We start from the raw sequence: 13,536 nt of genomic DNA on the forward strand, positions 1-13,536 counted from the left end.
AAGTCAAAGCCAAGGCCAACGGCAGGGTGGCAGCAGCGCGGGACGAGAACCCCGCGTGCCATCCAGACCGGCGTAAAAAGAATTTCAGGAGAGAGATAACCATGTCCAACACCATGAGCAAGCCGGGGCTGGACCCCATCGAGCATGCCAGCGAGGATGAACTGCGCGCGCTGCAGCTTGAGCGCCTGAAGTGGTCGCTCAAGCATGCGTACGACAACGTCCCGCACTACAAGAAAGCGTTCGACGAAGCGGGTGTGCATCCCGATGACCTGAAGCAGTTGTCCGATATTTCGAAGTTTCCTTTCACGACCAAGAAGGAACTGCGCGACAACTACCCGTTCGGCATGTTCGCGGTGCCGCGCGAACGCATTTCGCGCATCCATGCGTCCAGCGGTACCACGGGCAAGCCGACGGTGGTGGGCTACACCAAGGGCGACCTGGACAACTGGGCCAACCTGGTGGCGCGATCGATCCGAGCGGCCGGCGGCAAGCCGGGCGACACCGTGCACATCGCCTATGGCTACGGCCTCTTCACGGGCGGCCTGGGCGCGCATTACGGCGCCGAGCGCCTGGGTTGCACGGTCATCCCGATGTCGGGCGGGCAAACTGAAAAGCAGGTGCAACTGATCAATGATTTCCGTCCGGACATCATCATGGTCACGCCCTCCTATTTCTGCAATATTCTCGAAGAACAGCGGCGCCAGGGCATTGATCCGCGTCAAAGCTCGCTGCGTATCGGCATCTTTGGCGCCGAGCCCTGGACGGGGCAGATGCGTGCCGACATCGAGGCCGAGGCCGGTATCGATGCGGTCGACATCTATGGCTTGTCGGAAGTGATGGGGCCGGGCGTGGCCAGCGAATGCGTGGAAACGAAGGACGGCCCGGTGGTCTGGGAAGACCATTTCTATGCCGAGATCATCAACCCCGACACCGGCGAGCCCGTGGCCGACGGCGAACCGGGCGAACTGGTGTTCACGTCGTTGACCAAGGAAGCGATGCCCATCATCCGCTACCGCACGCGCGACCTGACCCGTCTGTTGCCGCCCACCGCGCGCAGCATGCGCCGCATCGGCAAGATCACCGGCCGCAGCGACGACATGCTGATTGTGCGGGGCGTGAACATGTTCCCGACGCAGGTCGAAGAACTGGTGCTGAAGATTGCGCAACTGGCGCCGCACTACCAGTTGGTGCTGTCACGCACCGGCAATATGGACGAGCTTGAGATCCTGACGGAAGTGCGCGCAGAGTTCTCGGGCCTGTCGGATGCCGAGCGCAACAACCTGGGCAAGCAATTGCAGCATGCGGTGAAGACGCACATCGGCGTCAGCGCGCGCATCCAGGTGTCGGATGCGGGCCATGTGGAACGCACGCTGACGGGCAAGGCGCGTCGTGTGATCGACAAGCGTCCGAAGGTGGTCTGACAGCGACGTATGCGGCGCAACAAAAAAGCAGCCTTCGGGCTGCTTTTTTTGGTTCATCGGGCATTACCGTGCCAAGGCCCGTACGATGCGCCGGTACCAGATATGCAGCAGGATGGCGGAAAGCGCCAGGCCCACCATTGCCATCAACCACATGCTGCCGGCGCCTTCGGGCGAGCCGGGCAAGAGCACGTTGCGGATGCTGTCCAGGCCACCACGGCCCGGGCCGAAGCCGAACCACCAACCACCCACCAGGCCCACGCCCGCCAATGCCACCACCTGCAACAGCAGGGGCACCACCGCCACCTTGTAGGCGCGCAGCAGGTACGAGTTGATGCACTGCATGGAATCGAATAAGTGAAACAGGGGCAAGACCGCCAGTAGCGTCGTGGCCACGGCCGCCACGCCAATGTCATCCGTATAGGCCGCCAGGATAAGCGGGCGGCCCACCAGCAGCACGGAGGCGGTGAGCAGCGCACCCATCAGCCCCAGCGCCAGCCCGGCCATGCCGGTGCGGTGCGCATGGGCAAGATTGCCCGCGCCGATCGCTTGCGCGGTCAGCGCGGCGGTTGCCACGCCCAGCGCCATGGGCATCATGTAGCACAGCGCGGCCAGGTTCGACATGATCTGGTGCCCGCCGGTCACGTACGTGCCTTCACGCGCCACCAGCAGGGCCATGAAGGTAAAGGCCGACACTTCCACCAGGTAGGAGCCGCCCATGGGGATGCCCAGGCGCAGCAGTTCCTTCAGCGTTTTCCAGTCGGGCCTGCCGACGCGCAGATTGAAGCGCCGGTAGAAGCGGTCATGCGTGATCACCCAAAGGCCCAGGCCCAGGCTCATCCACGAAACCACCGCGGTCGCCAACCCGGCGCCAGTGGCGCCCATGGCGGGCAGGCCCAGGTTGCCGTAAATGAACAGCCAGTTGAAGAATGCCTTGAAGGCGATGGCCGACAGATTGATCGCCATGACCAGCTTTGGCCGCGATACCGACGTGCCCAGTGCGTAGATGGTGCGGAACACCAATGCGGCGGGCAGCGCCAGGACCAGCGCCTGTAAATAAGACCCGATACGTTCGCGTACGCCAGGCGCCACATCCCCCGACATCGACAGCCACACGTCCGGAAACAGCATCAACACCGCGCCTACGACGGACAGGCCCAGCGCCAGCCAGACGCCTTGACCCCAACTGCGGCCGACTTCGTCGTTGTTGCCGGCACCGAACTGCTGGGCCAGGATCGGGATCAGCGCGTGCACCACGCCCATCAGGCCCACGAAAACGGTGATGTAGATGGATGCGGACAGGGCCATCGCGGCCAGGTCGCTGGCGCTGGAATGGCCCGTCATGGCGGTGTCCAGGACGCCGAACGAAATGCCGGCCCACTGGCTGATCAGCACTGGCCAGGCCTGCCGGGCGATGCCGCGCAGGGTGGCGCCGAATGACATCGGCGCCGCGTTTACTGGGGTCATCGGTTGGGGCCGACTCTCAGCAGGCGGAACACTTCCTGGCGGTCGGCGCGGCGGCCGCCCTGCCACAGCACGGATGCGCCGTCGCTATATGCGGCGGTGTTGTCGCGCAGGCTCTGGTTGTTGGTCTGTTGCAAGATCAGCGTGCACTTCGCGTCGAAGGTGAAGCTGAGATTATTGAAGATCAGGAACGAAGCGCGTTGGCCACTGCCCAGGCTCAAGCCGCGCACGCATTCGCCAGGCCGGGTGTGTTGCGCCAGTGCCTGGGCCAGTTGGCCCGAGACGGTGCGGTAGCTGCGTGCGTAGTCCACGGCGGGTTGCCACAGCAGCACCAGCAGGATCCACGTTACGGTCAGGCCACCTGCGGACAGCACGGTGCCGCGCCACAGGGCTTGCGGCCGCACGCGCAGGCGCCACACCACCAATGCGATCCACGCCACGGTGAAGATCACCGCCAGGGTAAAAGCGCCCCACGAGATGACGGGCTCGTAGCCGGTCGTCTGGCGGGCGATATTGCGGGAAATTTGTGCGGGCCAGTTGAAGTGCAGCGCTACCCAGCCTAACCAGGCGGTCGCGGCCGTCAGCGAAAAACACATGACGGCAAACCAATCCAGCGTATTGACGACGCCGCGGCGCAGAGTCGGCAACGAGAACGCGCCCAGCACCGCGCACGGCACCGCCAGCAGCACGTATTCGGAATCGGTGGCTTCCTCCAGGCCAAACAGCACTGCGGCCGCGCAAACCAGCAGCATCAGCGGTAGCCAGATGTGCGGCGCGTAAATCCAGGCGCGCCAGCGCCACGCGGCCAACAGGGCCAGCGGCCAGGTCGGCCACAGATACCAGGGAAGATCGCGCAGGGTACGGCCCACGTCGTGCCACGAGGGCAGGGCAAAGGACGACAGGTTCCAGGTTTTCCAGTTGCGGATCCAATACTGGCTGCTTTCGCTGGCCGGGATCCACCAGGCCAGGATCAGCGCAACGGTGACCAGCGCCGCCCAAGGCAGCCAGCGCTTGCATTTCCACAATTGGCTGCGCGGGTAGAAGGCCAGCAGCGCGCCGACCATGATGGGCGCGGCGCCGACCCAGCCGCGCGTCAGGAAGCTGGCGGCCAGCGCGATACCCAGGGTGGTGGTGCCGGTGAAGGGCCGATCGACACTGCGCGCCAACGAGTAGAAGGCCAGCGCCTGGCAGGCCATGATGGCTGGCACGACCGTGGTTTCATGCGTGCGTTGAAGAATGCCGACGGTGGCCAGCAGCAATAGCAGGGCGGCGTCGGCCAGCATGCGGCCGTAGTCGCGGGGTTCGGGCTCGCCACCAAAGGGCAGGGCCAGTGGTTGGGCTTCGGTGCGGCGTCCCAGCAGGTAAGTGCCGTACCAGACGCTGGCGGCGGTGATGCCGAACCACAGCAGGTTGGGCAGGCGGCCGGCGGTGATGTCGCCGATGAAGGGGCCGAACAGCCAGATGCAGATGGCGCCCACCCAGGTGATCAGCGGGCCTTCTTCGGCATGGGCCAGCAGGCCTACTTGCGGCAGCAACCAGGTGATGCCGCCTTCGCGGATCGCCGTGATCATGGTGGCCAAACCAACCGCATCATCCGTTTTCCACGGGTCGCGCATGAACAGGCCGGCCACGATATAGGCCAGGGCCAAACCCAGCAGAATCAGTCTGGGGAGTTTTGCGGTCGCCACGGAGGTGAGCCGGGCGGGAGTGGAAAAAGAAAGTGGGGACACGGGCGTTAATGTAACCGAGTGATCTGGTTGCGCCAGCCCCCAACCTGTAAAAAGCCGGCTAGGGGGGAAAAAAAAGCAGCCCGAAGGCTGCCTTTTTGCTGTGACTCCAGCAGGAGCAACAGGATCAGGAAGCGGACTTGACGGTGCCAGCGGTACGGGCGAAGCGGGCGCGGAACTTTTCCACACGGCCGGTTTCGACGATACGCGTTTGGGCGCCCGTGTAGAACGGGTGCGATTCGGAGGTCACGTCGCACTTGAAGAGCGGGTACGTCTTGCCATCGATTTCAATGGTTTCGCGCGAGTGAACGGTCGAACGAGTGATGAACTTGTTGCCCGTTTGCAGGTCGGCGAAGACGACTTCGCGGTATTCGGGGTGAATGCCTTCTTTCATGGTGCTTATCCCAGGACTCGCTAAGGAGTCTTTTTCAAGTTGTAGGGTCGCCAGCCAGGACGCGTTATGCCGTTCAGTTATGCCATGAACTTATGTCATGCAAAACAGAACGCCCACGCAAGAATTCCAGCCACGTATCCAAAAAGTAACCCCAAATTCTAGCACGGGTTTTTCCGGATACGCCAGTACAACGCGGCCCAAACGCGGTGCGCTGGGCGGCTGAAAATTAGGGCCGGGCTTACAGGTCGGTGCGCAGCTTCCAGATTTCCGGGAACAGCACAACGTCCAGCATCCGGCGCAGGTAATCCACACCAGATGTGCCGCCCGTGCCGCGTTTGAATCCGATCACGCGCTCCACGGTGGTCACGTGGCGAAATCGCCACAAGCGGAAGGCGTCTTCCAGGTCGGTCAGCTTTTCGCCTAATTGATACAGGTCCCAGTAGCGGTCGGTGTCGCGGTAGACGGTCAGCCAGGCAGCTTCCACGCCTTCCGACGATACATATGGCTGCGTCCAGTCCCGTTCCAGCCGGTCGGCGGGCACCTCCACGCCATGGCGCGCCAGCAGGCGCAGCGCTTCGTCATACAGCGAGGGCGCGTCGTAGGCGCTGCGCACCTGGGCCAGCAGGTCTTCGCGGTGTGCGTGGGGCTTCAGCATGGCTGCGTTCTTGTTGCCCAGCAGGAATTCGATCTGACGGTACTGATAGCTCTGGAACCCGCTGGAACGCGCCAGATAGGGACGTAGCGCCGAATACTCGGGCGGTGTCATGGTGGCAAGCACATCCCAGGCGTGAACCAACTGCTCCATGATCTTGCTGACGCGCGCCAGCATCTTGAACGCGGGCTGTAGCCGGTCGGCCGCCACGTTGGCGATGGCCGCGCGCAGTTCGTGCAGCATCAGCTTCATCCAGAGTTCGCTGGTCTGATGCTGGATGATGAAGAGCATCTCGTTGTGTTCGGGCGACAGCGGGTGCTGCGCGCCCAGCACTTCATCCAGATGCAGGTAGTCGCCGTAGGTCATGTCGCGCGTGAAATCCAGCTGCGCTTTTTCCTGGTGGACGATGTCTTCGGGGCGGTGCGGGCAGCTCATGCTTGGCCTCCGAGGCAAGGGGGCGCGGCGCGGCGGGCCGAGGCGGGCAGCGCGCGCCAGCCAGGCGCGCGGGTGCGGGCGCAAGCAAGCGCCATGGTGTGATCAAGGGTGATGTTCATGATCGTGCGTCTTTCAAGACGGGCGGGGCCGGTTGAGGGCGCCCGCCCGAGGGCCAGCGGACCAGCCTACAGTTCGCGCAAGACGGCGCGAACCGGACTGGCATCGGCCTGGACCAGCGCCAACGGCAGGGCGATCAACTCGTAATCGCCTTCGGGCACGTCGTCAAGCACCAGATTTTCCAGTACCCGCATGTCGTGCCGCAAGATCGTGTGGTGGCTGTCCAGGGTCTTGCTGGACGCGGGGTCGATGCTGGCGGTATCCAGACCGATCAGCATGACGCCGCGTTCGGCCAGCCATTCGATGGTTTGGGGCGCGTAAGCCGAAAAGTCGTCGGTCCACCAGTCTTGCGCCGCGTGTTTGGCGGTACGCACGAGCACGCGCGGTGGCAGGTTCAGGGCCGCGTGGGCCAGGTGGTCCGTGGTGATGAGCGGGCCGCAATCAATCGCGTGGATGACGCGACAGGGGCCCAGGAAAGGTTCCAGCGACACGGCGCCGATGGCAGCCGCGCCGTTCTGGTAGTGCAAGGGGGCATCCGCGTGCGCGCCGATGTGCGGCGACAGTGTGATCTCGCTGACATTGACCGGGCAACCGGGCGTAAGCGACCACTTCCATTGCTGGCGGTACGGCGTGTCACCGGGAAAAACGGGCGACGCCGTGGAGACGGGCGGGGAGATGTCCCACAAGCGTTTCATCAGAAGCGTTTTCGTGTCTGGGAAAAGGTCGCGCCAAGGCGGAATAGGTTAAAGCCTAAAGCAATTCTTGCCGGCAGTCTAACGAAATCCGGTGCGTGGCGTGCTGGGCAAGTCCCTGTCGGGGTACTCGCTAAACGCCACCCAATTCAGCCATGGAGATAACCGCCGCGCCGGCCACGATCAGGTGATCGACGAGTTTGACGTCCACCAGCGCCAAGGCCTGCTTCAGTTGCTGCGTGAAGCCACGGTCAGCGGCGCTGGGTTCGGCCAGGCCCGAAGGGTGGTTATGGGCGACGATCAGTGCAGCCGCGTGGTGACGCAAGGCCTCGCGCACGACCTCACGCGGGTAAACCGATGCCTGTGACAGCGTGCCGCGCGCCAGTTCGCCCGTGGCAATCACGCGCAACTGGTTGTCCAGGTAGAGGGCAATGCAGTGTTCCACGCGCCGATGACCCAGCGCGGTCAGGCAATATTGTTTCACCTGTGCCGGGTGGCGCAGGGAATGGGGCCGGGTCAGGTCTTCCTCTATGGCCCGGCGGGCCAGTTCCAGCAAGGCGGCTAGCGTGCAGGCCTTGGCGGCGCCCAGGCCGGGAACGGTCATGAGTTCTTCGGGTGTGGCCCCCAAAAGTCCGCGCAAGCCGCAAAAGCGCTCGAGCAGCCGGTTGGACAGATCCACCACATTAAGGCCGGGAATTCCGGTGCGCAGGCCCAGCGCCAACAGCTCCGCATCCTGGAGCGCACCGGCGCCGTGGCGCAACAATCGTTCACGGGGACGCTCGTGTTTGACCAGCCGGACAGACAATTTCATAAGAGGCTCTAAAATCAGGGTTTATCCAATATCCATACGGTGGCAGATCTTGAGCATCGCCTCTAACGAAGTGAACGTTTTTGTCCGTCAGGATTCCTACCTGACGCTGCATTACCGAATCACGCTTGCGTCCGGTCCTGGCAAGGACTCGGTGTTCACCAACACGTTCGACGGCCGTCCCGGCACGCTGCAAATGGGCAGCGGCCAGTGGGCGCCCGGCCTGGAAGCTGCGCTGATCGGCCATGCCGAAGGCGAAAAGTTCAGCGTCACCCTGGAGCCGGCGGACGCCTATGGCGACCGCAATCCCGAGCTGATTCAACGGGTCACGCGCGCGATGCTGGCCGAGCACGCGGGCGCCGATGCGACGTTCGAACCCGGTGACCTGGTGGAATTCACTGCGCCCAACGGCGGACGCTATTCGGGCGTGCTGAAAGAAATCAACGATGAGTCGGCGTTGTTCGACTTCAACCATCCGCTTGCGGGCGTCCGCTTGCAACTGGACGTGGCGCTGCTGGGAGTTCTCTGATGAGCAAGGCCGTTACCGCCTCCGACGCCGAAGTCGTGCTGGCCCAGCCGCGCGGCTTCTGTGCCGGCGTGGACCGCGCCATCGACATCGTCGAGCGCGCGATCGAACTGCACGGCGCCCCGATCTACGTGCGCCATGAGATCGTCCACAACCGCTATGTGGTGGAAGACCTGCGCGCCAAGGGCGCGATCTTCATCGACGAACTGGACGACGCGCCCGCTGGCGCCATCGTCGTGTTCTCGGCCCACGGTGTGTCCAAGGCGGTGCGGGCGGAGGCCGAGTCGCGCGGGCTGCAGGTGTTTGACGCCACCTGCCCGCTGGTGACCAAGGTTCATATTGAAGTGGCTCGCATGCGCGCCGCCGGCCGCGAGATCATCATGATCGGCCACAAGGGCCATCCCGAGGTCGAAGGCACGCTGGGGCAGGCGCAAGGCGGCATGTATCTGGTCGAAACCGTGGACGACGTGGCGGGCCTGCAGGTCAATGACCCTGAAAACCTGGCCTACGTCACGCAGACGACCTTGTCGGTGGATGACGCGGCGGCGGTATCGCAGGCACTGAAGGCGCGCTTTCCCAGCATTGTCGAACCCAAGAAAAGCGATATCTGCTATGCCACGCAGAACCGCCAGGATGCGGTCAAGGTGATGGCGCCCGAGTGTGACCTGGTGTTGGTCGTGGGCAGCCCGAACAGTTCGAACTCCAACCGCCTGCGCGAAGTGGCCGAGCGCAAGGGCGTGGCGTCATACCTGATTGACGGTGCGCATTCCATTGACCCGGCGTGGCTGGTCGACCGCAAGCGCATTGGTGTGACGGCCGGCGCGTCTGCGCCTGAGGTCCTGGTGCAGCAGGTGATCGACCGCGTCAAGGAATTGGGCGCGGTGTCGGTGCGCACCATGCCTGGCCTGGAAGAGAATGTGGCCTTTCCGTTGCCCAAGGGCTTGTCGCGCAAGGCCGCGCAGACGGAATCGCTGGAATAGGCAGGCGCCGCTTGTGCGCGGCGCCGGGAAAAACATCAAGGAGACTTCATGCAGTTGTACAGCTATTTCCGCAGCTCGGCTGCGTACCGCGTGCGCATCGCCCTGAATCTGAAGGGCCTGACCTACGAATATCTGCCCGTGCATCTGATGAAGGATGGCGGTCAACAGTTGTCGGACGGGTATCGCAAGCTGAATCCGACGGCGCTGGTGCCGACCCTGATCGATGGCGAGGCCGTCATCGGCCAGTCGCTTGCCATCATCGAATATCTGGAAGAAACGCATCCCCAGACGCCGCTGTTGCCGTCCGATGCGATTGGCCGCGCGCGAGTGCGCGATCTGGCGCTAGGCATCGCGTGCGACACGCATCCCTTGAACAACCTGCGCGTGCTGAAGTATCTGAAGCACACGCTGGGCGTGGACGAAGCGGCCAAGACCGCCTGGTACAAACATTGGGTGCAACAAGGCCTGGAGGCCCTGGAAGCGCAGTTGGCGCGTTCCTGCGCCACGGGCCGCTTTTGCCACGGCGACTCGCCGACCATCGCCGACCTGTGCCTGGTGCCGCAGGTGGCTAATGCGCAGCGTTTCGACTGCGACCTTTCAGCCATGCCGAACGTGATGCGCATCGATGCCGCTTGCCGCGAATTGCCGGCTTTTGCAGACGCCGCGCCGGGCAAGCAGCCCGACGCGGAGTAAACCCGGGAAGCCGGCAGGGGGGCTTAGCCGATCTGCACCGGCACGAAGATCTTGTCTTCGCCGCGCTGTACCAGCAGGGCAACGGTCTTGCCCGCCTTGGACAGCGCTTCCTTCACTTGCCCGATGTTGTGCACCGGCACGCCATTGAGCGACAGCAGCACATCACCCGGTTCAATGCCCGCCTTGGCGGCCGGACCGGCAGAGCGCTCGATCAGCAAACCTTCGGTACCTGATGCCTGCTGTTCCTGCGGGCTCAGGGGGCGCAGCGCCAGGCCCAGTTGGCCGCGTTGCACTTCCTGATCGCCGGCGGACGCCTGCGTCTTGTCCTTGGGGATGCCGCCCAGCGTGGCGACGAGTTCCTTCGGGGCGCCCGCCCGCCAGATGTCCAGCTTGATCTTTTCACCGGGCGAGGCCAGGGTGATCATCGATGCCAGGTCGCCCGAGGACACGATGGTCTTGCCGTTGATCTGCCTGACCACGTCGCCGGGTTGCAGGCCGGCCTTGGCGGCGGCACTGCCTTTCTCCACGCTGGACACCAGCGCGCCCGACGGCGACTCCAGCTTGAACGAATTGGCCAGGTCCTGATTCACTTCCTGTACCGTCACGCCCAGACGCGCATGCTGCACCTTGCCGTGCTCCAGGATCTGGTCCTTGATCTTGTAGGCCACGTCGATGGGAATCGAGAACGACAGGCCCTGGAAGCCGCCGGTGCGGCTGTAGATCTGCGAATTGATGCCCACGACTTCACCCCGGTCATTGAACAGCGGGCCGCCCGAATTGCCCGGGTTGACCGCTACGTCCGTCTGGATGAAGGGCACGGAGGTGTCGTCGGGCAGCGAACGGCCCTTGGCGCTGACGATGCCCGCGGTGGCGGTGTTTTCCAGGCCATACGGCGAGCCGATGGCCAGCACCCATTCACCCACCTGCAATTGGTTGACGTCCCCCACCTTGACCACCGGCAGGTTCTTGGCGTCGATCTTGATCACGGCCACGTCGGTTTGCGGGTCGGCGCCCAGCACTTTCGCCTTGTATTCGCGGCGGTCGGTCAGCTTGACGGTGACTTCCTTGGCATCCTGTACCACGTGCGCGTTGGTGAGGATGATGCCGTCATTGCTGATGATGAAGCCCGAACCTTCGCCGCGCATCGGCACTTCACGCGAGGGCATGCCGCCGCGCGCTCCGGGAATCTGGCCGAAGAACTGGGCGAAGGGGTCATCATCATCGGCCGACACCTTGCGGGTGCCGCTGACGCTGATGTTGACGACGGCCGGTCCAAAATCGCGGGTAATCTGCGCGAAGTTGGGCGGGCTGGAGGTATTGAGGGATTGCGGGGCAGCGATCGCGGTCGGCGCGTTGGCCGCCATCGACACGCCGCCCATCACGGCGGTTGCGCCCGCGCCGCCAATGGCGCCAGCGGCCAGCAGCGCCAGCATCAGGCGCGAGGGTTTCAGTTGCGAGGTCTTCATGTCGGCTCCTGCGTTCATGTTTGAGGACATGGCGCTATCTTCGGGCCTGACACTTAGGGGAATCTTAAAACGGCCTGATCAACGCGAAAGCGGAAGTTCCACGCGGGCGCGCAAGCCCTGGCCGCCCGGCGCGTCCTCAAGAAAAATCTGGGCGCCGTGCTGATCGGCAATGGCGCGCGCGATCGACAGCCCCAGCCCGCTGCCGTGCTGCGTATTGCCCTCGGCGCGATAGAAGCGGTCGAATACGCGTTCGCGTTCGGCGGGCGGAATGCCGGGGCCTTCGTCGTCGATCAGGACAAGCACTTTGTCTGGCAACGCCTCCAGGCGGAGCCGGATGCGTCCGCCAGCGGGCGAGTGCTTGATGGCGTTGTCCAGCAGATTGCGGGCCAGCAAGACCAGCGCGTCGTGATGGCCCTGCACGCGAGCATCGGGCGCGCCTTCCAGGTCGATGGCGATCGACTTTGCATTGGCCTGCACCAGCGTTTCCGACACGGCCTGGCGCAGTACATCGGCCAAGTCCACGGGACCGGCTGGCGTCCGCTCCGCGGCGCTTTCGTGGCGGGCCATGGACAGCAGTTGCTCGACCAGCCGGGTGGCGCGGTCAATGCCGGCAGCCAGGCGTTGTTCGGCAACCTGGCGCGTGTCCGGGTCGCCCGCGCGTTGCAACGCCTGCAATTGCAGCCGCAGCGCCGCCAAGGGCGAGCGCAGTTCGTGGGCCGCGTCGCCCACAAACTGTTTCTGCTGGGCGAAAGCGCCGCGCATGCGCTCCAGCAGCAGGTTCAATTCCAGAATCAGCGGGCGGATTTCATCGGGCAGCCCTTGCACATTGACGGGCGACAGGTCTTCGGGCTGGCGCGCCGCCACCTGCGCACGCGCGCGCTTGACCGGCCGCAAGGACCAACTGACCACGCACCAGACGATAAGCATCAACAACGGCGCTGCTGCCGCAATGGGGGCGATGGTGCGCAGCGCGAGTTCACGCGCCATGTGTTTGCGCACGGCCATGTCCTGCGCCACCTGGATTACCTGGAAGGGGGTCGCCAGCGAATACACGCGATAGGTGGTGCCTTCCATCCGCGCATCGGAAAAGCCCAGCACGATCTGGTCGGGCAGGGGGCGGCGAGAGCGGGAATTGAAGACGCGCAAGCCGTCCGGGGTCCAGATCTGGATGATCAGGTCGTCGGCCATGGGTGTGGCGGCACCCCGGCTATGGGTGGGGCCGGTGCTGAGCAGGCCGTCGCCCGTGCCCAGTGACAGCGCGGTGCGCTGCAGCAGCGAATCAAAGATATCGTCGGCCTGAGCCAGCGTGCTGCGATAGGCGATTACGCCCTGCGCCAGCGCGCCGAACACAATGGCGGCCAGCAGAAAAAAAAGCAGGCGGGCGCGTAGTGAACCGCTAAGCCTGATGCTCATGTTTTAGGAATGACATAGCCGACGCCTCTGACGTTCTGAATCAAGTCCGAGCCTAGTTTCTTGCGCAGGCCATGAATATAAACTTCAACCGCGTTGCTGCTGACGCTGTCTTTCCAGCTGTAGAGTTTTTCTTCCAGTTGCGCGCGTGAAAAGATCATGCCGGGGCGCGAGATCAGGGGTTCCAGCACGGCCCACTCGCGGGCCGTCAGCGCCACGGGTGTGCCGTCCACCATCGCGGCGTGTGCCTGTGGGTCGATCGTGATGCCGTCATGTTCGAACACGGGTTCAGCGCGGCCGGCGCTGCGGCGGATCAGGGCGCGCATGCGCGCCAGCAACTCATCCACGTCATAGGGTTTGACGATGTAGTCATCGGCACCCGCGTCCAACCCCGCAATGCGGTCGCTGACGGCGTCGCGGGCGGTGGCGATCAGCACTGGAGTGCGGTCCTTGCGCGTGCGCAGGTCGCGCAGCAAGGCCAGGCCGTCGCGCTTGGGCAGACCCAGGTCAAGCAGGATCAGATCATAGGTGTCGGTGCGCAGCGCCAATTCGGCGGCGTTGCCGTCCCGGACCCAATCAACGGCGTAGTGTTCCGCGCGCAGGCAATCCAGCACACTTTCACCGATCATGAGGTCGTCTTCGACAAGGAGGATGCGCATGGTGGTCTTCGCTTTGCTGAATGAAATCCAGCAAGTTGGATGCGCGGCGGGCGGGGGGAGTTCCCAAGCGGGCCAGGGAGCAAGAAATGTTCTGG

General features: G+C 64.1%; 13 protein-coding genes. 4 read left to right on the forward strand and 9 right to left on the reverse strand.

The window, feature by feature from the left end:
- Positions 1–101 precede the first annotated feature (101 nt).
- Positions 102–1,421, forward strand: a complete 1,320-nt coding sequence (gene paaK / locus ELS24_RS08095; RefSeq protein ID WP_050447898.1) for a phenylacetate--CoA ligase PaaK — start codon at positions 102–104, stop codon at positions 1,419–1,421.
- A gap of 63 nt (positions 1,422–1,484) precedes the next feature.
- Here the strand turns inward: paaK and ELS24_RS08100 are convergent, their stop codons facing one another.
- The 6 genes from ELS24_RS08100 to radC all read right to left on the reverse strand — a co-directional run bounded on the left by ELS24_RS08100 (position 1,485) and on the right by radC (position 7,710).
- Positions 1,485–2,885: an MATE family efflux transporter gene (locus ELS24_RS08100; protein ID WP_050447899.1), complete on the reverse strand. Its 1,401-nt coding sequence runs from the start codon at positions 2,883–2,885 to the stop codon at positions 1,485–1,487.
- Positions 2,882–4,612 (reverse strand): ArnT family glycosyltransferase, encoded by a 1,731-nt coding sequence (locus ELS24_RS08105; protein ID WP_050447900.1) that lies wholly within the window; start codon positions 4,610–4,612, stop codon positions 2,882–2,884. Before ELS24_RS08105 ends, ELS24_RS08100 begins: the two co-directional genes overlap by 4 nt.
- A 124-nt stretch (positions 4,613–4,736) precedes the next feature.
- Positions 4,737–5,003: a type B 50S ribosomal protein L31 gene (locus ELS24_RS08110; protein ID WP_050447901.1), complete on the reverse strand. Its 267-nt coding sequence runs from the start codon at positions 5,001–5,003 to the stop codon at positions 4,737–4,739.
- A 238-nt stretch (positions 5,004–5,241) separates the two neighbouring features.
- Entirely contained in the window at positions 5,242–6,090 is an 849-nt protein-coding gene (gene kynA, locus ELS24_RS08115) for a tryptophan 2,3-dioxygenase (protein WP_050447902.1), read from the reverse strand.
- Positions 6,091–6,275: 185 nt separating this feature from the next.
- Positions 6,276–6,902 carry an arylformamidase gene (gene kynB / locus ELS24_RS08120; RefSeq protein WP_006218257.1) on the reverse strand — a complete coding sequence of 209 codons (627 nt, stop codon included), beginning with the start codon at positions 6,900–6,902 and terminating at the stop codon, positions 6,276–6,278.
- A 130-nt stretch (positions 6,903–7,032) separates the two neighbouring features.
- Positions 7,033–7,710 (reverse strand): RadC family protein, encoded by a 678-nt coding sequence (gene radC / locus ELS24_RS08125; protein ID WP_050447903.1) that lies wholly within the window; start codon positions 7,708–7,710, stop codon positions 7,033–7,035.
- A gap of 49 nt (positions 7,711–7,759) precedes the next feature.
- On the opposite strand from radC, the gene ELS24_RS08130 reads away from it, so the two are divergent.
- Genes ELS24_RS08130 through maiA form a run of 3 tightly spaced genes read left to right on the forward strand, consistent with a single transcriptional unit; the run spans position 7,760 to position 9,906 of the window.
- On the forward strand, positions 7,760–8,236 hold the full coding sequence (locus tag ELS24_RS08130) for an FKBP-type peptidyl-prolyl cis-trans isomerase (RefSeq protein WP_083447433.1): 477 nt from the start codon (positions 7,760–7,762) through the stop codon (positions 8,234–8,236).
- Positions 8,236–9,213: a 4-hydroxy-3-methylbut-2-enyl diphosphate reductase gene (gene ispH / locus ELS24_RS08135; protein WP_127183819.1), complete on the forward strand. Its 978-nt coding sequence runs from the start codon at positions 8,236–8,238 to the stop codon at positions 9,211–9,213. The genes ELS24_RS08130 and ispH overlap by 1 nt, the downstream gene beginning before the upstream one ends.
- A gap of 48 nt (positions 9,214–9,261) precedes the next feature.
- Positions 9,262–9,906, forward strand: coding sequence for a maleylacetoacetate isomerase (gene maiA / locus ELS24_RS08140; RefSeq protein WP_127183820.1), 645 nt, complete (start codon positions 9,262–9,264; stop codon positions 9,904–9,906).
- Positions 9,907–9,929: 23 nt separating this feature from the next.
- Here the strand turns inward: maiA and ELS24_RS08145 are convergent, their stop codons facing one another.
- The 3 genes from ELS24_RS08145 to ELS24_RS08155 all read right to left on the reverse strand — a co-directional run bounded on the left by ELS24_RS08145 (position 9,930) and on the right by ELS24_RS08155 (position 13,441).
- Positions 9,930–11,372, reverse strand: coding sequence for a DegQ family serine endoprotease (locus ELS24_RS08145; RefSeq protein WP_127183821.1), 1,443 nt, complete (start codon positions 11,370–11,372; stop codon positions 9,930–9,932).
- A 78-nt stretch (positions 11,373–11,450) separates the two neighbouring features.
- Positions 11,451–12,785, reverse strand: coding sequence for an ATP-binding protein (locus tag ELS24_RS08150; protein WP_127183822.1), 1,335 nt, complete (start codon positions 12,783–12,785; stop codon positions 11,451–11,453).
- Positions 12,782–13,441, reverse strand: coding sequence for a response regulator (locus tag ELS24_RS08155; protein ID WP_050447910.1), 660 nt, complete (start codon positions 13,439–13,441; stop codon positions 12,782–12,784). Before ELS24_RS08155 ends, ELS24_RS08150 begins: the two co-directional genes overlap by 4 nt.
- Between the last annotated feature and the right edge of the window lie 95 nt (positions 13,442–13,536).

This window comes from Achromobacter spanius, assembly GCF_003994415.1.
GTDB classification, from domain to species: domain Bacteria; phylum Pseudomonadota; class Gammaproteobacteria; order Burkholderiales; family Burkholderiaceae_B; genus Achromobacter; species Achromobacter spanius_C.